Raw genomic sequence first — 18,464 nt, forward strand, 5'->3', positions numbered from 1 at the left:
ACCAACAGTGTTTGATAAAGCATAAGAACCTGTTAATAATTTGGATATGGATGAACGAAGCAGTTCTTTCAGGGACGAGCCGCTCTTAAACAATTGAGGCGCTGCACAAGCGCGAATCATACCACCACAAAGTTAGTGAACTTTGGGATGGGGTGGATGCGCAAAATGCAGCGTCGTCAGATGCCGTTTATTTCCCCTCGCTTACTTTCCACCTGACTGCTGATGCAGCCGGGCGGCAAGCGTGCGACCGTGATACGCGACATTCGGGCCCGTTCGGTTCGCCGAAAGCTCGCGCCTGCCACCCCATCGCCAAAGACTCATTCACAGGAGGAGTTATGGCGATAATTCACTATGGCAAAAGCGTTTTTATAGGCAACGCACGTACTCGTCGCCACCGGCGGCGCCAACCTCTCAGCAGCCTGACACAGAGCATCGACGAGGCCCTGAACTTCCCAACTGAAACACCCACCCTGAGACGTGCAGAGCAAATCTGCCAGCGTCAGGTCGCCCCGCGCGTTGACCGCGCAATTACTGCACCCCGCGTCACCAGTCAGGAAACACCCAGTTTCGACAATTGCTGTCTTCCGCACGTTCATCTCTACGCCGTGAGCTGAAACGCGCAGAAAACGCATTTTTCCGTTCCGGCTAACTCTTCGCTTTCTCCAGTTCTCACTGGGCGCAATTTGCTGAATTACTGTTCAGTTTTGCTGCAGGGTCAGTAAGGCCTTCTGCTGCGCCGTGCTGAGTAATGATCAGCGAGCGTTATGTATTTCTTTTCACAAGGCTGAGTTGCTTTAACCCGTCATTGAGGAGTCGTTATGAGCCAGATAATCGCAGTACTGAATTTTGAAGAGGGGTATGTCGACACGCCCTATCTCGACACGCTGGGCTTTCCCACGGTGGCCGGCGGCATTCGCATTGGACCCAAGGGGGCGTCTCTGAGTAATTACGCTTTCCGCGTGCCACGGCGCGTCGGTGATGTCTGGAAGCAGTGCATTCTTGAAAACAAAATTCAGGAGATGCAGGGCAGGGAGCTGCTGCGTAATGCGCTGGCGAAGTGCAACGACGCCCGCACCGACGTGCTGCTGAGCATGGCTTATCAGCTGGGCGTCGAGGGCGTCCTGCAGTTCAAAAATATGCTCAGCGCGATCGTGGCTGAACAGTTTAATGATGCGGCTGACGCGATGATGAACAGCCTCTGGGCCCGTCAGACGCCGGGCCGCGCCAGACGTCACGCGGAGATGATGCGCAGCGGAACCTATGCGGTTTACAGGGGGTTGCTATGAGATGGCTCATGTTTCTCACCGCCGTGCTGACGGCAATCATCATTCTGCTGCTGCTGCAGCGCTTTACCACCCTCCAGTTTGTCTCTCATGCCCGTCTGCTTTTCAAAACCTGGTCTGTCTGGCTTGCGTCGCTGGGTTCCATGCTCAGCGCCTGGGCGCAGTCGTTTCCTTCTGCCGCGGTTGATGCCTGGAGTGCACTGCCCGAAGACGTTAAAGCGATTCTGCCGCACAACTACCTCGGGCTGGTGGGCGCCTTCATGGTGGCGATGGGGGTGATTGCACAATTTGTTCGTCAGAAAAACCTGCTCAATGCGAAGGAGCAGTCTGAAGGAGCGAAGCCATGACTCTGATTACCACCTTACTGGGCGGCAGCTGGCACTGGATCGCCGCGCTGGCTGCGGTCATCGCGGCGCTGGGCGCCAGTTATTTCGGCGGCAAGAAAATCGGCAAAGTGCAGCAAAAAGCGCGTTCTGACGTCGATAACGCGCAACAGGAGGCGTCCCGCGTCACCGCGGTGGCGCAACAGCAACAACATAACCGCGAGGAGGCTAACCGTGTGGCGACTGACAACCATAGCCTTGATGACGCTGCTGCTCGCGACAAGCTGCAGCAGTCGAAATACCACAAACCCTGAGCCGGTGGCGATCACCGACTCTGCCTGCGTACTTTTTTCCCCTCTTTATACCTACGGCGATGACGCGCAAAAAATGGACGTTCGTACGGTGCGCGCCATCAACACCCACAACGACATGTGGGACTCCCTTTGCGGCCATCCGGCTGCGGCTAAGTAGTGCGCTGATTTCAGCGCGATATCTCTATGATCCTGAGGAGGATTCTATGATCGAAGTTAACTCTTTTGCTGAACTGCGTACCACTGTTCCACCAAAATCAGGTGAAGTCGCGAGCCTTAAACGCTATTACGATAAGGATTCCAGCTTCCGTGGTGGCGCAGACTTTGTTGGTTTCCTCAGCACCACTCCGCTGAAAGATGATGGCGGTACGGTGGCGGTGGGTAACGGTTTCTACTGGAAGCGCACCATCAACGATCCCGCCGAAGTGAACATTCTGCACTTTGGCGCGAAAGGGGATGGCGTGACCGATGACACCGAAGCCTTTAAGCGGATGCTGGCATGGACACAGTCTTACAACGCCTATGCGAAAGCGATTCCGGTGCGTTTTCCGGGGGGCCGCTTCCTGATTTCACCCATCGATATCAGCGATACGGAGTTGTCGTTTTTTGGTCTGGCAGGCGATGATATCGAGCTCGGCTCGGCACCGCGCACCACTATTGTTTCTGATAAAAGCGCGAATACCGTGTTTAAGGTTAATGCGCGTCGAATCGTCATTAAAGGCATCTGCTGGCATGGACAGGCTAACGCCGGGACTGTCGACACCGCGGCCAAAGTCACCGTCACGCCTGAACAGTGCAGTAACACGCAGCCGTTCTTTGAAAATACCATTGTCGGAGGCCAGATCGTCAATATCTTCTGCTTCAAGGCGCAAAGTACCGGGGGAACCGTCTTTAAGCTGCAGGATACGCTCGACAGTAAGTTCGATCAGATTTACAGCTCCAATACCTTTTCACGGGTGTTTGATGTCGGCTGGTCAAACACACCGAAGGGGAACTGGGACCACTCAACCGCCATTGAGCTGTGTAATGCCAACTTCCAGTCGGGCTATGGCGACGCGACGCTCTATATGCCACGCGTCACACAGGGGCTCATGCGTAACGTCTGGATTGAGCACACGACTAACCCAGGAGATCTGTCGGATGGCGGCTGGAACATCGAAACGCTCAACATTGAAGATTGCGGCACGCCGCTCAATCTCAATAATGCCCGCGTGGTGATGCGTCATATCAACCTGCAGGCGGGGGCGAAAATCACCAATGATCTGGCTGGAAGTAAGTGGTTATCGACCTTCGAATATGGCTATCGTCGGGATGAGAACTACGGCACGTTCATGACCGGTTCGCTGCGTGCCGGCTACTACAGCGGCTATAAAGTGGTGAACAACACCGATACCGACAACTGGTATCGGCTGGGGCAGCTCTATTTCCCGGCGCCTAACCAGCAATGGGTAATGGAGCTGATCGGGAAAGCGGATGCGACCACGCCCTCCGGCACCGCCGGTTCGCCGGTTAATGTGGTGGGCACCGGTAAAACCCTGATCAACCTCCAGCGACTGGAGACGGTCTGGGCCGATGCTTACCATATGGGGCAGCCTTCCGTGCTGGACATTCGTTATGGCCGGGTAGGGACCACCTATGCCGTAATCTGGGTCAAGCTGAGAGCGAACAGCGGCGAGACCATGTTCAACCTGAAGACGACCGGTCCGACCCGCTTCGATACCGGTTCCTGCTCGCTGTTCCAGGCTGATATGTCGGTGGTTACGGACATCACCAAAATCAGCAACCTGAAACCCGCTGCACGTTTTGGCATGCACAACGGGCTGGCGGGCATCGGGGCCAACGAAAAAGGGGTGGTTACGCTGGCTACTGCTGCGGGTACGCCGACCAATAAGACCGCTCCGACCGGTTTTGTGCTGATCAATATCAACGGCGTTGACCGTAAGGTTCCTTACTACGATTGATGATCGGCATGTTTTGGGCGAGGCTCCGGCCTCGCCCTTTTTTGATCTGACATTATCTCCGCTTCTTTTTACGTCGCCAGAAAAGTCACCGCTGCACTGTGAAGCCAGACAGTCTCCCTGACACAGCCTTTCGCCTTCATCCTCGTCAGCAGGCTGATTGCGATTAATTTGAATTACGGCTTGCGTCACTTTAAGAAGTGTGGCCTAATGAATCGTCGGTTTGATTAACAGACACTATCAAAGTAAGTAACCAAAGCAGTTCTCATCTCTAAGTTTGTCGCGAGACATCCCTTCTTTTTGAGTCTTCTCTTACGTTCTGATTAAAATCTGTTCTCAGGCCATTATGTATGCCGGAAGGCTCGATATATTAAGGATTTAAGCATGTCTAACAAAATTCGCGGTACCGTTAAATGGTTTAACGCAGAGAAAGGCTTCGGTTTCATCTCTCCTGCAGACGGCAGCAAAGATGTATTCGTACATTTCTCTGCAATCCAGGGCACCGATTTCCGTTCATTAGATGAAGGTCAGCAAGTTGAATTCACAGTAGAAAATGGCGCCAAAGGCCCAGCTGCTGCGAACGTTGTTGGTCTCTAAGGACTGAAAATTACTTTTAAATGTCCTCACTGTAGTGGCTCACAGTTTCGTACATCACATTTTGATGTTACAAGAGCCAACCCGCATGGAGCGAAATGCATTTTCTGCAAATCTGTCGTGGTTCAGGTGAACCTGGCAAGGATTGCAATTCAGAGTCAGCTTCGCGCTCTCTGATTAAGGCTAGTGAGCTTTATAGCGTTGTTGCATTTACAGTAATAAAAGGCTGCCTCTGGCAGCCTTTTTTGTTTCTGCGTTTCCTCCTTCTCAAACCTCACGCTTTATTCTTGTAACCTGCCTGTTTACTTTCACTTTCCCTGTATATTTGCAATTCCCTTGTATAACGCTTACCACTTACCACTTACCACTTACCACTTACCGCTAACCGCTAACCGCTAACCGCTAACCGCTTCCCGCTCTGTTGCCTGTAACCTATCTGCTCTTATCGTCATCATTCTTAAACTGGCCCGCCGAAGCAGGCCGTTGAGAGAGATTAACGCAGTACGGGTTGCAGTGAGAGTTTGCCGGTATTAAATACGCTCATCGCCTGCGCCATACGCTCTGCCTGATCCTGCAGCGCTTGTGAGGCGGCTGACGCTTCCTGTACCAGCGCGGCGTTCTGCTGCGTCACCGCTTCCATCTGGGTAATCGCCTGATTGATTTCATTGATGCCGCTGCTCTGCTCGCTGCTGGCAATGGTGATTTCGCTCATGATGTTTGCCACGCTCTGCACGCTGTTCACCACTTCGCCGATAGTTGAACCGGCGTGTGTCACCAGCTTGCTACCTTCATCGACTTTAGCGACGGAATCTTCAATCAGTACCTTAATCTCTTTGGCCGCTGAGGCTGAGCGCTGCGCCAGATTACGCACCTCACTCGCCACCACCGCAAAGCCACGACCCTGTTCACCCGCGCGTGCCGCTTCAACCGCGGCGTTCAGGGAGAGAATATTGGTCTGGAAGGCGATGGAGTCGATAACGCTGATGATATCGACAATTTTTCGTGAGGAGAGGGCGATCGCTTCCATCTTCTCAATGACCTGCTCCATTACCACGCCACCTTCACGCGCCACGCTGGAAGTGGTTGAAACCAGGTGATTGGCTTCACGCGCGTTGTCGGCATTGTGTTTCACGGTCGACGTCATCTGCTCCATGGCAGAGGCGGTCTCTTCCAGCGAACTGGCCTGCTGTTCGGTTCGGGTCGAAAGATCAAGGTTCCCGCTGGAGATCTGATTAGAGGCCACCGCAATAGTGTCGGAGCCGGTACGCACTTCGGTCACAATCGACAGCAGATTATCGTTCATCCGTTGCAGCGCCTGCATCAGGACGCCGGTTTCATCGCGTGAGGTCACCTGCATCTGTGAACTCAGATCGCCTGCGGCAACGCGTTCAGCAACGTCAACCGCTGCAACCAGCGGACGCACAATAGAACGGGTCAGGAAGTAGCCCAGCAGAATAGACGCCAGAATCGCCAGCGCGGAGAAAATCAGCGTAATGGAGATAGCCGACTGACCATTTTCCACAATACCCTGACCTTCACTGCGCAGCTGTGCGTCCTGAGAGTTGGCAAAATCCACGGCATCCTGAAGGAATTTGTTCTGAGTGGCGGTCATCGATTTCAGGACATAGGTGCTGGCAGCCTCAAAATCGCCCGCTTTCACCAGGGTGATCAGCTCTGCTTTAACTTTCTCAAATGCCTGGGAAGAGGCCAGCAGACCGGCGATCTTTTTCTTGCCGACCGGCGTGACCTGAATATCTTCGATCCTTTTCATTGCGCTGTTGGTGCGTTGCGTGGCTTCATCCAGCTGACCATAACGCTTCACATTCATTTCCGGACGTGTCGTGTCGATCACCATGCCGCGCAGGTATTTGATCTGATCGTTGACGCCATCGCGCACATCAAATGCCAGTCGTACTTTCACATAACGATCGTCAACGATCGAGGCGATCGCCGTATTAATGCTGTTAATCCTGGTTATGGATGTCACGCCAATCACTATCAGTAACGTCACAATAATACCGAAGGCTGCTGCGAGCCGCATTCCCACCTTCATATTCTTGATACTGAACATGTTCTCTTCCCCGTTTTATTATTAATCAATTTGTTAGCAACACTCAGGTTTCCTGCTGTTGTGCGCAGTGCCTTGCTGATGTCTGTGGTCACAGCCTCAGGCAAAAAGGTAATCTCGCGCATACTGTTATCGGAGCACGAAGTTGTACCTTTAATAATTTTTAAGTAATAACGTCGGGTGAATAAATAGTCAGTAAAAATCATCAGAAACGGTTAAGTAATAACCAGAGGAAATTCAGACAAAAAAAAGGGCTGTCAGCAGTGATGCTGACAGCCCGATCCAGACAAGGATGAATGGATTCAGAAAACTAAGAAGTAGAGGCCTGTCCAGAACGCGACGCTTAATGTGACGGCGCTAATCCAGGCCAGCTGGCGTAAACGGCCACGCAGCACCTTTTGACGGGAAGGCGTAGCAGGTGCAGGCGTAACGGGTAAAGTTTCAATGTGCATAGTCGGTTCCTGATCAGGTCAGCCATTCTGCTGGCTAAAAAGTAAAAGCGTGCCGGGCATTCTTAGCGGCCCGCATTCGCTTAGCGGGCAGTGTCGAGAACGTTGAAAATCACGTCTGACAGCTCATTCAACTCAAACTTTGCCACATAGCCATCGGCACCCACTTTGCGCACGTGATCTTCGTTGGCGCTGCCAGAGAGTGAGGAGTGAATGACGACCGGCAGAGCCTTGAGGATCGGGTCACGCTTGATGTTGCGGGTCAGCGTAAAACCATCCATCTCTGGCATTTCCAGATCGGTCAGCACCAGGGCGATTTTGTCGTGAATCGATTCGCCGGCAGCCTGCGCTTCCTGGCTCATCAATTTAATTTTTTCCCAGGCATCCAGACCGGTGTTAAACATCAGCGCCGGAATGCCCATACTCTTCAGACCCTGCTCCAGCAGCTGACGCGCGACTTTGGAATCTTCTGCCACAATCGCCACCGCACCTGGGCGGTAGTTGAAGGCACGCGGTCTGGCCGCTTCCGGTTCGACGCCGCGCACCGATGGGATGATGTCATACAGGATTTGCTCAACGTCCAGCACCATCGCCAGCTCGTTGCTCTGCTTGTCACTGTCCAGGCAGGCGATGCTGGTAATGTTGCGGCCGCCGATACCGGCTTCGGCGGTATGCACCTGGCTCCAGTCGAGACGCACAATGTTCTCAACTGACTCCACGGCAAACGCCTGGGTGTTACGGGCATACTCGGTAACCAGCAGCAGGTTAAGACCGGTTTCCGGCACACAACCCGCCACGGCAGGCAGGTCGATGACCGGAATGAACTGGCCACGAATACTTGCCATACCCAGCAGCGGCGAACGCATGCCTGCGGCTTTGGTGATAGTTGGCATCGGCACAATTTCACGCAGCTTGAAGACGTTAATGCCAAACAGTTCAGACTTGCCTTTCAGCTGATCGGAACCTAAGCGAAACAGCAGCAGCTCAAACTTGTTCGATAACGCGAGGTTCGCTCTCTCATCGATCTCTTTCTGAAAATTATCCATGGTTGCCTCTGCATTAACGCAGCTGGTGAAATAGGGTGTGAACAGGTTATCGGCAGCAAACGGAAAAAGGTGAGAAGAGAAGGGTGAAATAAAACGGACGCCAATTAATGTGCCAGGATTAACCCTGAAGGTTCAACATGGACACCTTTCCAATAAAGGAGTGTGAAATGAAAAAAGTGATTTTGGCGTCGTTGCTGGTGATGATGAGTGCGGGTGTTTCGGCCGAAGAGGGCGGATACAAAGCGGGCGATACGCCACCACCGCAACACAAGCAGGATGCCGGCTATAAAGGTTCAGAAGATACCGGTCAGACGCATATTGATCAGATCCGCGATTTCCGTCAGGGCGGATATGTGACGCTGGAAGGTTACATCGTGAAGAAAGAGCAGGGCGAACGGTATCAGTTCCGTGACAACACCGGCACCTTACCGATTATCGCGCCGAAGAAGACCTTTGATGGTAAAACCTACACCGCAGAAGACAAAGTACGCGTCAGTGGCAAGGTACAGGGCAAAGGGGATAAAACCACGCTGCATGTGACCCAAATCGAAGAGCCGTAACAAACCGGGCGAGATAATCTTCTCGCCCGTTTTATTTAGTCCTTCAGCAGAATCGCCCGGCAGGTTTTGCCTTTGATTTTGCCCTGCTTGAGTTTAACCAGCGCATTTTTGGCCTGATTCGCCTCAATCGCCACGTAGGCGTGGGTCGGCGTCAGGACAATTTTGCCGATCTGCTCGGCACGATAACCCGCTTCACCCGTCAGCGCGCCCAGAATATCTCCCGGACGAATCTTGGCTTTACGGCCACCATCAATGCACAAAGTCATCATAGCTGCAGGCAGCGGCTTGCTGCTGCCCTTTTTCAGCGTGCTGGCAGAGACCCACGGCAGCTTCTGCTGCAGGAAATCTTCCAGCGCATGCGCGCGAGCCATCTCATCGGCAGCAACCAGGCTGACCGCAACGCCATGTTCGCCCGCACGCGCCGTACGACCAATACGGTGCAGGTGAATTTCAGGGTCCCAGGCGAGCTGATAGTTAACCACCATCGCCAGCGATTTGATGTCGAGTCCGCGTGCAGCGACGTCGGTGGCGACCAGCACGCGACCACTGCCGTTAGCGAAGCGGATCAGCACGCGTTCGCGATCGCGCTGCTCCAGATCGCCATGCAAAGGCAGGGCGCTGATATCACGCGCGTTAAGCGCCGCGGCGACATCATCACATTCACGTTTGGTGTTGCAGAAGACCACACAGGATGAGGGCTGACGATCGCTGAGCAGGGCTATCAGCAGACCCAGTTTTTCATTGTGGCTGGCTTCGAAAAACTGCTGATCGATTGAAGGCAGTTCGCTGACATCTTCTGTCACCACGCTCAGCGCATCACGCTGAAAGCGGGTGCTGATGGCCGTAATGCCGTCTGGCCAGGTGGCGGAAAAGAGCAGCGTCTGGCGCGAAGCGGGCGTCGCTTCAATGATCGTTTCCATATCATTCAGGAAACCCATCTCCAGCATCCGATCGGCTTCATCCAGTACCAGCGTGCTGAGCTGGTCCAGCTTGAGGTTTTCGCGGTTAATGTGGTCGAGGATACGACCCGGCGTGCCGACCACGATATGGGGCGGATGCACCAGCGAATCACGCTGTGCGCTCATCGGCTGTCCGCCACACAGAGTGAGAACTTTGATGTTGCGGGTGAAGCGCGCCAGCTGGCGCAGCACATTGCCTACCTGATCCGCCAGTTCACGGGTCGGACAGAGAATGAGTGCCTGGGTCTGAAAGCGGGCGCTGTCGATATGGTGCAGTAAACCAATACCAAAGGCAGCCGTTTTACCGCTGCCGGTTTTCGCCTGCGCGCGCACGTCGCGTCCCTGCAGAATGGCGGGCAGAGTAGCGGCCTGCACGGGCGTCATGCTGGTGTAGCCCATCTCGCGCAGGTTTTCGAGCTGGCTGTCGGGAAGCGAATTGAGGGTAGAAAAAGCGGTCACGGGCGCGGCCTCTGAGGCTGAAAGTGTAGGGCATTATTGCGGGGCAAGTCTGGCAGAAAGCACGCCTGACAGCAACGGGAACCTCGATGGTTAGCAGTATGAAACTATATCTGTCAGAGGGCTTAGGAATAGACTGAAGTTTACGGGAAAAAGGTGGTTTATTTTTATAGATTAACCCCGACTTAATGTGATTGTTCCAGAATGACGATCTTTTGAGGCCAGCGATTATTTGATAAGTGGCCGTTTTTAAATATTTATTTCATTGTTAATCAGATAAATCCTTAACTACTACTCCAGTAATAGAATTAATCATTAAAAAATATCACCACTGGTGCCGATAAAAATCCTGAGCTAATTGCTTTATATTTAGCGCGCCATATTCCTGGTACAACGACCGGTAGAGGGTATTTGCATTGAGTAATCGCATCCAGGGACCACATGAAAATGTGCTTAAAATAGTAGGCCGCGCCGTACTGACACTGCATGTTCATGGAGAGAGCTTATCGGCTGATAAGATCGCTTCGATGATTGCGTGTTATGCGGAAGATGAGCCCTGTGATCAGGAAGATCGTCGCTTATACGCGCTGGCAATGGAACTAATGTCGAATGATAAATGGGCCAAAAGCGCGTAACCCGCACTCCGCTCAGGTAAATGCAGAGCCTCCCTTGTGGAGGCTCTGTTGTTTTTGGAGGAGTGGGTTTGCGTTGTGGGGCAGGTACTGGCTCCCGGCGCTTTAGGTAAGCTGGTCGTCTGTAACCGGGCCGGAGCCAGCTCGATCTCTCCGCATTTGCTGAGAAGGCTCAGCGCGGTCGATTACGCACCTCATCCCTGAGGTGCGCCCGTAGCCGGGCCAACGCTTTGCGTTGTTCAAAAACGCTCCCGGCGTTTTTAGTACGCACCTCATCCCTGAGGTGCGCCCGTAGCCGGGCCAACGCGTTGCGTTGTTCAAAAACGCTCCCGGCGTTTTTGTCCGCAGCCCTGCTGTTTCAGGCCGGGGCCAGCGCAAACACCGGTTTACCGCGCGAGAAGGTCGCGACGACCGGCGAAATCCGTGCCACGGCTTCGGCGGAACAGCTCGCCGCTACCAGCATCATGCTCGCTTCATCGCCCGGTACTGGCCACTGGCGTTCACCCTGGGCTGTCAGCGGCAGCCGATCGTCTGTGGCGATCGCCAGCGCCCGCGACAGCGAGAACTCATCCGATCCCCGATAGAGCTGCGCATAGAGATTCGCTTTTTCCAGCATGCTGCCGGTGCCAAACGGTGACCAGTGATCGATAACGCTGTCGGTGCCGGTCATCACCTTCACGCCCGCTGCCTGTAATTGCGGAATCGGCATGGTCAGCTTGCCGATCGGCAGCGTAGAGGCGACGCTGAATTGCTGCTCCGCCAGCCCTGCGATCATCTTATCCAGCGTACTGCCGGACAGGGTCGCCAGCGCAAAACCGTGGCTCAGCGTCACTTTGCCCTTCAGCGCCGGATTCTTTGCCACGGTGTCAATCATGTACTGAATCGCCGCCACGCCAGCGGGTGAGGTTTCATGCAGATGTATATCCACGCCGCGCTGATAGTCGAGCGCAATCTGGAACATCGCATCCAGTGACTTCTCCATGGCACCATCGACATTGGTGGGGTCCAGGCCGCCGACATACTCAACGCCGTGCTGCATCGCCTCGCGCATCAGCCCATCAACCTGCGAGTGCAGCAGGCCGTGCTGTGGAAAGGCCACAATCTCGCAGGGAAAGGCGGGGTGACGGGCTAATGCCGCCTGCAGATGCTCCAGACTTTGCAGGCCGCTGACCGGATCGATATTGCAATGGCTGCGGGCGCGGGTGGTGCCTTTGGCATGCAGCAGGGCGATCAACCCTTCGGCGCGCGCCTGAGAGTGCGGCAGCAGTTGCGGAATCAGCACCTGTTCACGCGCAATCATGTCCATGATGGTTTTGCCCTGACGGGGACGCGGAGCCTGCCACGGGCCGCCGTAGAAGGTTTTATCAAGGTGGATATGCATATCCTGGGTGGCGGGCAGCAGCAGGGCATCCTGTGCATCCCACGACGGCAGGGTGCTGTCACCCTGACCGGCGGGTGTCAGCTGGTCAATTTTACCGTCGCGCACGCTGATGTCGTAACGCCCGGTGCGGGTCGCAACGATCTCATCATCCTCACGGATAAAGCCCTCCTCCAGCCGCACATTGCGCAGCAGATAGTGATCCTGCCGGGGCAGGGCGGCGGGGTGGTCGGGATTAGTGGAGGACAAAGGTGATGGCGTGGCGGCACTGGCCTGGCCGAGACCGGCGGCCAGCAAGCCGCCTGCGGCGGTCCAGCGGACGCTCTGCCCAAGGAAATCACGGCGGCTCGGCGAAGAGGAAATAGGCATCAGAGGCTCCTGCAAAGTGAACAAGGTCTTAATCTGACAAACGACGCTCCACCCTGCTGCGTTATTTTCCACTGACGACTATTCGATATCTCACTGCCAGCGCAGCTGGCTGAAGGTTGCCAGGGATTCCGCCAGCTCGCGCTGCAGCGGATCCTGCGGATGACGACAGAACAGCGCCAGTTCGAAGGTATCAATCACCGGCAGACCCTGTTCCGGGCCCAGTACCCGATGTTGCGGCAGGCGGCAGCTGGCGGGCAGTAATGTCAGCCCCAGACCCTGCGCACTGGCGGCGGCCAGCGCGACCAGGCTGGCGCTGCTGTAACTAATGCGCCAGCTACGGCCCAGTGCGTCGAGCGTCTGACACACCTCATCGCGATAGAGCCCCTGCTGGGGAAACAGCACCAGCGGTACCGGCGTCTGCTCAAAGCAGGGCCACTCTGCGCTATCGAGCCACAGCAGGGGTTCAGGACGCGACGCCAGCGGACGCTCGCCAGCGGGCTGTTTAATCAGCATGATGTCGAGCTCTTCACGCTGCCAGGCGCGACGCAGCTCCACCTGCATGCCACTCATCACATCCAGCCGAAGTTGCGGATGGTCGCGACTGAAGTGCGCCAGCAGACCGGCCGTGGGCGCGGCGAAATCTTCCGGCACGCCAAGACGCAGCACACCGTCGCGCCACTGGTCACTCAGCACATCGTGCGCTTCCCCATTCAGGGCGATAATCCGCCGGGCGTAGCCTAAAAGCTTCTCGCCCTCTTCGGTGATCTGCACCTGATGCGAGGAGCGGTTGAGCAGCTCTTTGCCGACCATCTCCTCCAGCCGTCGCACCTGCTGGCTGACGGTGGACTGCGACAGGTGCACCCGGTCGGCGGCGCGGGTAAAGCTGGCGGTTTCGCACACCGCGACAAAGCTGAGCAGCTGTTGCGGAGTAAACATCGGCTGACGATTCATATTTCCACTACCTGGCAGAGTAATATTTCATTTCCAGATAGTAACGACTGCTGCCAGGCTGGCAACTTTTAACTGTGTGGATCTCAGATGAAGAGAGAGAACAACCTGCTGCTGGCGGCGCTGGTGCTGGCCGGGCTCAATATGCGACCGCTGATGACCTCGGTCAGTCCGTTACTCGGCGAGCTGCGGCAGAGCATCGGTCTGTCGCCGCTGGCGGCCTCGCTGCTGCCTGCAGTGCCGATGATGATGATGGGTGCCATTGCGTTAGTCAGCGCCCCGCTGATGCAGCGCTTTGCGGTACGTAAACTGCTGCTGGGGGGCCTGTTGCTGTTGCTGCTGGCGCTGGTGAGTCGGCTGTTTGTGGCTGACGGAGGCTGGCTGGTGCTGAGTACTGTGCCGGGAGGGGCTGGCATTGGCATTGTGCAGATGGCGATGCCGGGATTGATCCGTCAGCGCTTTGGCAGCCGCAGTGCCGGCGTGACCGGACTGTGGGCAGCGGCGCTGATGGGCGGCGGTGGGATTGGCGCGGCGATCTCGCCGTGGCTGAATGGGCAGCTTGGCTGGCAGGGCGCGCTGAGCAGCTGGGCGCTGCCGGTGGTGCTGGCCATCCTGCTCTGGCTGTTTATCACCACCCCACGTGCAGCCCGGACGGAGGCCGCCGCTCTGCCTTCGCTGTGGCGTAAAACCCGCGCCTGGACGCTGGCGTTGAGCTTCGGTCTGGTGAACGGCGGATATGCCATCTGTGTCGCCTGGCTGCCCGATTTTTATCATCAACTCGGCTGGAGCGCGCAGGCGGGCGGTTCACTGCTTGGCATGATGATCGGCTGTCAGGTCACGGGTGCGCTGCTGCTGCCCTTGCTGGCGCGGGGCCGCGATCGCCGTCCGCTGCTGCTGCTGACGCTGGCGATGCAGTTCAGCGGCATGCTCGGTTTCCTGTTTGCGCCACAACTGGCACCGTGGCTCTGGGCGGGGATTGCGGGCTTCGGGCTGGGCGGGGCATTTCCGCTGGCTCTGGTGCTGGCGCTGGATCATCTGGAGCAGCCGCAGGCTGGCGCCCGGCTGGTGGCTTTTATGCAGGGCGTCGGCTTTATTATCGCGGGCAGCATGCCGTTTATCGCCGGGCAGTTGCATGCGCTCACCGGTCACTTCACCAGCGTCTGGTTATTGCAGGCGGCGGTCACGCTGCTGTTAATCGTGCTAAATCTGCGTTTCCATCCGCGCAGCTATCAGCACGCCTTTCCGGAGGTGAATCGCTGATTTTGGTCCGACCAATACCGGCAATATTTTTCTCTGGTTCACACTCCGGGAAAATTCGCGCATCTTCTGTTGCCATAGGTTAACAATGCGTTAACTATCTGTTGCCATAAGCCCCGACAGAGCGGTTTGGTCTGACCAATCCGGGGCAGATGGCACCAGCGCTGCGGCTGCGTGCCACGTCACCTTTTCCTCTGGAGATACTGGCATGCAGATCTGGCAACAAAACTACGATCCGCTGGGTAATATCTGGCTTTCAAGCCTGATCGCACTGATCCCGATTCTCTTTTTCTTCTTTGCGCTGATTAAGCTGAAGATGAAAGGCTACCTGGCGGCCACCACCACCGTGGTGCTGGCGCTGCTGGTGGCGCTGTTTCTCTATCAGATGCCGGTTGCACAGGCGCTGGCCGCCGTGGTGTATGGCTTTCTCTATGGGTTGTGGCCGATTGCCTGGATTATTGTCGCCGCGGTGTTCGTCTACAAGATCTCAGTCAAAACCGGCCAGTTCGACATTATCCGCGCCTCTATCCTGTCGATTACTCCCGATCAGCGTCTGCAGATGCTGATTGTCGGCTTCTCGTTCGGGGCGTTTCTGGAGGGGGCTGCGGGCTTTGGTGCGCCGGTGGCGATTACCGCCGCGCTGCTGGTGGGACTCGGCTTTAATCCGCTCTACGCCGCCGGGCTCTGCCTGATTGTGAACACCGCGCCGGTGGCCTTTGGCGCGATGGGCATCCCGATTATTGTGGCGGGGCAGGTGACCGGGCTGGACAGTTTTGCCATCGGCCAGATGGCCGGACGCCAGCTGCCGCTGCTGACCCTGATTGTGCTGTTCTGGATTATGGCGATCATGGATGGCTGGCGCGGAGTGAAAGAGACCTGGCCGGCGGTGGTCGTGGCAGGGGGATCGTTTGCCATTGCCCAGTTCCTCAGCTCCAACTTCCTGGGTCCGGAGCTGCCCGATATTATCTCGTCGCTCGCCTCGCTGATTTCGCTGACGCTGTTCCTGCGGGTCTGGAAGCCGGTTCGCATCTTCCGCTTTGCCGATGCAGAGGCGAAACAGGGCGATCCGTTGCTGCCACCGCAGAAGTATCGGCTGGGGCAGGTGATCCGCGCCTGGATGCCGTTCCTGTTTCTCACCGCCACCGTCACGCTCTGGAGTATCCCGCCGTTTAAAGCGCTATTCGCCAAAGGCGGCGCGCTCTATGAGTGGGTGCTGGCTATGCCGGTGCCGATGCTGAATGAGCTGGTGGCGCGGATGCCGCCCGTGGTCGGCACTGCAACCCCTTATCCGGCCATCTTTAAGCTGGATCTGGTGTCCGCCACCGGCACCGCCATTTTAATTGCGGCGATCATGGCGATGATTTTCCTGCGCATGAAGCCAAAGGCAGCATTGCAGACTTTTGGTGAAACGCTGAAAGAGCTGGCGCTGCCGATCTACTCTATCGGGATGGTACTGGCCTTTGCCTTTATCTCGAATTACTCCGGGCTGTCTGCGACGCTGGCACTGGCGCTGGCGCACACCGGCCACGCTTTTACCTTCTTCTCACCGTTCCTGGGCTGGCTGGGCGTCTTCCTGACCGGATCAGACACCTCATCGAATGCGCTGTTTGCTGCTTTACAGGCCACGACCGCGCAGCAGATTGGCGTCTCCGATATTCTGCTGGTGGCGGCCAACACCACCGGTGGCGTGACCGGTAAGATGATCTCGCCGCAGTCGATCGCTATCGCCTGTGCGGCGGTCGGGCTGGTGGGTAAAGAGTCCGACCTGTTCCGGTTTACCGTTAAACACAGCCTGATTTTCACCTGTATGGTCGGTGTGATAACCACGCTTCAGGCCTACGTCTTCCCCTGGATGATCCCATGAGCAGCAATGCCGATCCGCTGGTGACGCGCCTGCGGGCCTATATCACCGAACATCAGCTCGAGCCGGGCATGCGCCTGCCCGCCGAGCGTCAGCTCTCTGCGGAGCTTGGCGTCTCGCGCTCCTCGCTGCGTGAAGCCATACAACAGTTGATCAGCAACGGCATGCTGATTAGCCGACGCGGCGGCGGCACCTGGATCCGTCAGCAGCTGGCGCCCTGGTCGGAACAGCGCATCGTCGAGCTGATTCGCCAGCTACTGCGCGACGATCCCGACTACCGCTACGACATTCTGGAAGCGCGCCATGCCATCGAGGCCAGCACCGCCTGGCACGCCGCACTGCGCGCCACCGACGCCGACAAAGAGAAGCTGCAGTACGCTTTCGACGCCACCCTGAAACTGAAAGAGAGTGACGATCCCGATCTCGCCGCCCAGGCTGATGTGCGCTTCCATCTGGCGATTGCCGAGGCGTCGCACAACGTAGTGCTGCTGCAGACCATGCGTGGTTTTTTTGAGCTGCTGCAATCATCGGTAATGCAGAGCCGTCAGCGCATGTATACCCAGCCCGCGATTTTTGCCCGCCTGACTGAACAGCATCAGGCGCTGCTCGATGCGATCCTCACGGGCGATGCCGACGCTGCGCGCCAGGCGGCGATGCAGCATCTGGGATTCGTGCACACCACCATGAAAAGCCTGCATGAAGATGAAGCGCGTCAGGCGCGCATCACCCGCTTACCGGATAACGACACACGCAACCCAAAGGAATCTGACTGATGATTATCTCCGCTGCCAGTGACTATCGCGCGGCCGCGCAACGTATCCTGCCGCCGTTCCTGTTTCACTATCTTGATGGCGGTGCCTATGCCGAGCACACCCTGCGTCGCAACGTAGAGGATCTCTCGGATGTGGCGCTGCGCCAGCGCATTCTTAAAAATATGTCGGAACTGAGTCTTGAAACCAAACTGTTCAATGAAACCCTGTCGATGCCGGTTGCGCTGGCACCGGTCGGCCTGTGCGGCATGTATGCCCGCCGGGGTGAAGTACAGGCGGCGCGCGCGGCAGACCTGAAAGGCATTCCGTTTACCCTGTCGACCGTCTCGGTCTGCCCGATTGAAGAGGTGGCCCCGCAGATTAAGCGTCCCATGTGGTTCCAGCTCTATGTGCTGCGTGACCGCGGCTTTATGCGCAACGCGCTGGAGCGCGCCAAAGCCGCCGGTTGCTCTACGCTGGTGTTTACCGTGGATATGCCCACGCCGGGCGCGCGCTATCGCGATGCGCACTCCGGTATGAGCGGCAATCACGCGGCGCTGCGTCGTTACTGGCAGGCGGTCACCCATCCACAGTGGGCGCTGGATGTGGGTCTGCAGGGGCGTCCTCACGATCTGGGGAATATCTCCACGTATCTGGGCAAGCCTACCGGGCTGGAAGATTACATCGGCTGGCTGGCGAATAATTTCGATCCCTCTATCTCGTGGCGCGATCTGGAGTGGATCCGCGAGTTCTGGGATGGACCGATGGTGATCAAGGGCATTCTCGATCCGGAAGATGCGCGTGATGCGGTGCGCTTTGGCGCCGATGGCATCGTGGTCTCTAATCACGGCGGACGCCAGCTGGATGGCGTGCTCTCCTCGGCGCGTGCGCTACCGGCCATTGCCGATGCGGTAAAAGGTGACATCGCCATTCTGGCGGACAGTGGCATTCGCAACGGGCTGGATGTGGTGCGGATGATTGCGCTGGGCGCAGACAGCGTGCTGCTGGGACGGGCATTTATCTATGCGCTGGCAACCCACGGTCAGCGCGGCGTAGAAAACCTGCTGACGCTGATTGAAAAAGAGATGCGCGTTGCCATGACCCTCACCGGCGCGAAGTCGATCGGTGAAATTACCCGCGATTCGCTGGTGCAGGCGGAAGCGTTACTGGCACCGCAGAGCACACCGCCACGTCCCCGCGCGGTGAGTTGAGCCTGCGAAAATGAATGTATTGTCTATACTTAGCTTCTTTACCAACAGGAGG

At 56.6% G+C, this 18,464-nt stretch carries 18 protein-coding genes; 12 read left to right on the top strand and 6 right to left on the bottom strand.

Annotated elements, in window-relative coordinates; all coding sequences use genetic code 11:
- The first annotated feature begins 335 nt into the window (after positions 1-335).
- From NR195_RS22915 to NR195_RS21655, 7 genes are all read left to right on the top strand, one after another.
- A complete protein-coding gene (locus tag NR195_RS22915; RefSeq protein ID WP_071785064.1) occupies positions 336-614 on the top strand; it encodes a hypothetical protein in 279 nt (92 codons plus the stop codon).
- Between the two features lie 204 nt (positions 615-818).
- Positions 819-1,286, top strand: a complete 468-nt coding sequence (locus tag NR195_RS21630; protein ID WP_010255203.1) for a glycoside hydrolase family protein — start codon at positions 819-821, stop codon at positions 1,284-1,286.
- Positions 1,283-1,630 (top strand): hypothetical protein, encoded by a 348-nt coding sequence (locus NR195_RS21635; protein WP_010255205.1) that lies wholly within the window; start codon positions 1,283-1,285, stop codon positions 1,628-1,630. The genes NR195_RS21630 and NR195_RS21635 overlap by 4 nt, the downstream gene beginning before the upstream one ends.
- Positions 1,627-1,920 carry a hypothetical protein gene (locus tag NR195_RS21640; RefSeq protein WP_010255207.1) on the top strand — a complete coding sequence of 98 codons (294 nt, stop codon included), beginning with the start codon at positions 1,627-1,629 and terminating at the stop codon, positions 1,918-1,920. The genes NR195_RS21635 and NR195_RS21640 overlap by 4 nt, the downstream gene beginning before the upstream one ends.
- A 203-nt stretch (positions 1,921-2,123) precedes the next feature.
- Positions 2,124-3,878 carry a glycosyl hydrolase family 28-related protein gene (locus NR195_RS21645; RefSeq protein WP_010671164.1) on the top strand — a complete coding sequence of 585 codons (1,755 nt, stop codon included), beginning with the start codon at positions 2,124-2,126 and terminating at the stop codon, positions 3,876-3,878.
- 381 nt (positions 3,879-4,259) lie between these two features.
- The gene (cspA, locus tag NR195_RS21650; RefSeq protein ID WP_003854408.1) at positions 4,260-4,472 is read left to right on the top strand and encodes an RNA chaperone/antiterminator CspA; all 213 of its coding nucleotides are present in this window, start codon (positions 4,260-4,262) and stop codon (positions 4,470-4,472) included.
- Positions 4,473-4,475: 3 nt separating this feature from the next.
- A complete protein-coding gene (locus NR195_RS21655; RefSeq protein WP_085978710.1) occupies positions 4,476-4,646 on the top strand; it encodes a cold-shock protein in 171 nt (56 codons plus the stop codon).
- Positions 4,647-4,962: 316 nt separating this feature from the next.
- Here NR195_RS21655 and NR195_RS21660 read toward each other — a convergent pair whose 3' ends face one another.
- From NR195_RS21660 to NR195_RS21670, 3 genes are all read right to left on the bottom strand, one after another.
- Complete coding sequence (locus NR195_RS21660; RefSeq protein ID WP_010255214.1) at positions 4,963-6,540, bottom strand: methyl-accepting chemotaxis protein; 1,578 nt, start codon at positions 6,538-6,540, stop codon at positions 4,963-4,965.
- A 299-nt stretch (positions 6,541-6,839) separates the two neighbouring features.
- Complete coding sequence (locus NR195_RS21665; protein ID WP_022625169.1) at positions 6,840-6,989, bottom strand: hypothetical protein; 150 nt, start codon at positions 6,987-6,989, stop codon at positions 6,840-6,842.
- An 80-nt stretch (positions 6,990-7,069) separates the two neighbouring features.
- Positions 7,070-8,032 (bottom strand): chemotaxis protein, encoded by a 963-nt coding sequence (locus tag NR195_RS21670; protein WP_010255217.1) that lies wholly within the window; start codon positions 8,030-8,032, stop codon positions 7,070-7,072.
- 167 nt (positions 8,033-8,199) lie between these two features.
- Between NR195_RS21670 and NR195_RS21675 the strand changes: the two genes are divergently transcribed.
- Complete coding sequence (locus NR195_RS21675) at positions 8,200-8,592, top strand: YgiW/YdeI family stress tolerance OB fold protein (protein ID WP_010255219.1); 393 nt, start codon at positions 8,200-8,202, stop codon at positions 8,590-8,592.
- Between the two features lie 35 nt (positions 8,593-8,627).
- Here the strand turns inward: NR195_RS21675 and dbpA are convergent, their stop codons facing one another.
- From dbpA to NR195_RS21690, 3 genes are all read right to left on the bottom strand, one after another.
- The gene (gene dbpA, locus NR195_RS21680) at positions 8,628-10,010 is read right to left on the bottom strand and encodes an ATP-dependent RNA helicase DbpA (protein ID WP_010255222.1); all 1,383 of its coding nucleotides are present in this window, start codon (positions 10,008-10,010) and stop codon (positions 8,628-8,630) included.
- A 987-nt stretch (positions 10,011-10,997) separates the two neighbouring features.
- Positions 10,998-12,386 (bottom strand): amidohydrolase, encoded by a 1,389-nt coding sequence (locus NR195_RS21685; protein ID WP_256844902.1) that lies wholly within the window; start codon positions 12,384-12,386, stop codon positions 10,998-11,000.
- A 90-nt stretch (positions 12,387-12,476) separates the two neighbouring features.
- The gene (locus NR195_RS21690; RefSeq protein WP_010255227.1) at positions 12,477-13,337 is read right to left on the bottom strand and encodes a LysR family transcriptional regulator; all 861 of its coding nucleotides are present in this window, start codon (positions 13,335-13,337) and stop codon (positions 12,477-12,479) included.
- 87 nt (positions 13,338-13,424) lie between these two features.
- Between NR195_RS21690 and NR195_RS21695 the strand changes: the two genes are divergently transcribed.
- From NR195_RS21695 to lldD, 4 genes are all read left to right on the top strand, one after another.
- On the top strand, positions 13,425-14,594 hold the full coding sequence (locus NR195_RS21695) for a cyanate transporter (RefSeq protein WP_033771037.1): 1,170 nt from the start codon (positions 13,425-13,427) through the stop codon (positions 14,592-14,594).
- Between the two features lie 205 nt (positions 14,595-14,799).
- Complete coding sequence (lldP, locus tag NR195_RS21700) at positions 14,800-16,455, top strand: L-lactate permease (protein ID WP_010255230.1); 1,656 nt, start codon at positions 14,800-14,802, stop codon at positions 16,453-16,455.
- Complete coding sequence (gene lldR, locus NR195_RS21705; protein WP_256844903.1) at positions 16,452-17,225, top strand: transcriptional regulator LldR; 774 nt, start codon at positions 16,452-16,454, stop codon at positions 17,223-17,225. Before lldP ends, lldR begins: the two co-directional genes overlap by 4 nt.
- Positions 17,225-18,412: an FMN-dependent L-lactate dehydrogenase LldD gene (lldD, locus tag NR195_RS21710; RefSeq protein ID WP_022625165.1), complete on the top strand. Its 1,188-nt coding sequence runs from the start codon at positions 17,225-17,227 to the stop codon at positions 18,410-18,412. The genes lldR and lldD overlap by 1 nt, the downstream gene beginning before the upstream one ends.
- The last annotated feature ends 52 nt before the right edge of the window (positions 18,413-18,464 follow it).

The organism is Pantoea sp. Ft-CA_14 (assembly GCF_024520875.1).
GTDB lineage: Bacteria > Pseudomonadota > Gammaproteobacteria > Enterobacterales > Enterobacteriaceae > Pantoea > Pantoea agglomerans.

Bases quoted from the DNA above. Each gene is read 5' to 3' on its own strand.
- NR195_RS21685 (WP_256844902.1), bottom strand. From the start codon at position 12,386: ATGCCTATTTCCTCTTCGCCGAGCCGCCGTGATTTCCTTGGGCAGAGC.
- NR195_RS21690 (WP_010255227.1), bottom strand. From the start codon at position 13,337: ATGAATCGTCAGCCGATGTTTACTCCGCAACAGCTGCTCAGCTTTGTC.
- NR195_RS21670 (WP_010255217.1), bottom strand. From the start codon at position 8,032: ATGGATAATTTTCAGAAAGAGATCGATGAGAGAGCGAACCTCGCGTTA.
- lldP (WP_010255230.1), top strand. From the start codon at position 14,800: ATGCAGATCTGGCAACAAAACTACGATCCGCTGGGTAATATCTGGCTT.
- NR195_RS21630 (WP_010255203.1), top strand. From the start codon at position 819: ATGAGCCAGATAATCGCAGTACTGAATTTTGAAGAGGGGTATGTCGAC.
- lldR (WP_256844903.1), top strand. From the start codon at position 16,452: ATGAGCAGCAATGCCGATCCGCTGGTGACGCGCCTGCGGGCCTATATC.
- NR195_RS21635 (WP_010255205.1), top strand. From the start codon at position 1,283: ATGAGATGGCTCATGTTTCTCACCGCCGTGCTGACGGCAATCATCATT.
- lldD (WP_022625165.1), top strand. From the start codon at position 17,225: ATGATTATCTCCGCTGCCAGTGACTATCGCGCGGCCGCGCAACGTATC.
- NR195_RS21640 (WP_010255207.1), top strand. From the start codon at position 1,627: ATGACTCTGATTACCACCTTACTGGGCGGCAGCTGGCACTGGATCGCC.
- NR195_RS21665 (WP_022625169.1), bottom strand. From the start codon at position 6,989: ATGCACATTGAAACTTTACCCGTTACGCCTGCACCTGCTACGCCTTCC.
- NR195_RS21645 (WP_010671164.1), top strand. From the start codon at position 2,124: ATGATCGAAGTTAACTCTTTTGCTGAACTGCGTACCACTGTTCCACCA.
- NR195_RS22915 (WP_071785064.1), top strand. From the start codon at position 336: ATGGCGATAATTCACTATGGCAAAAGCGTTTTTATAGGCAACGCACGT.
- NR195_RS21675 (WP_010255219.1), top strand. From the start codon at position 8,200: ATGAAAAAAGTGATTTTGGCGTCGTTGCTGGTGATGATGAGTGCGGGT.
- cspA (WP_003854408.1), top strand. From the start codon at position 4,260: ATGTCTAACAAAATTCGCGGTACCGTTAAATGGTTTAACGCAGAGAAA.
- NR195_RS21660 (WP_010255214.1), bottom strand. From the start codon at position 6,540: ATGTTCAGTATCAAGAATATGAAGGTGGGAATGCGGCTCGCAGCAGCC.
- NR195_RS21695 (WP_033771037.1), top strand. From the start codon at position 13,425: ATGAAGAGAGAGAACAACCTGCTGCTGGCGGCGCTGGTGCTGGCCGGG.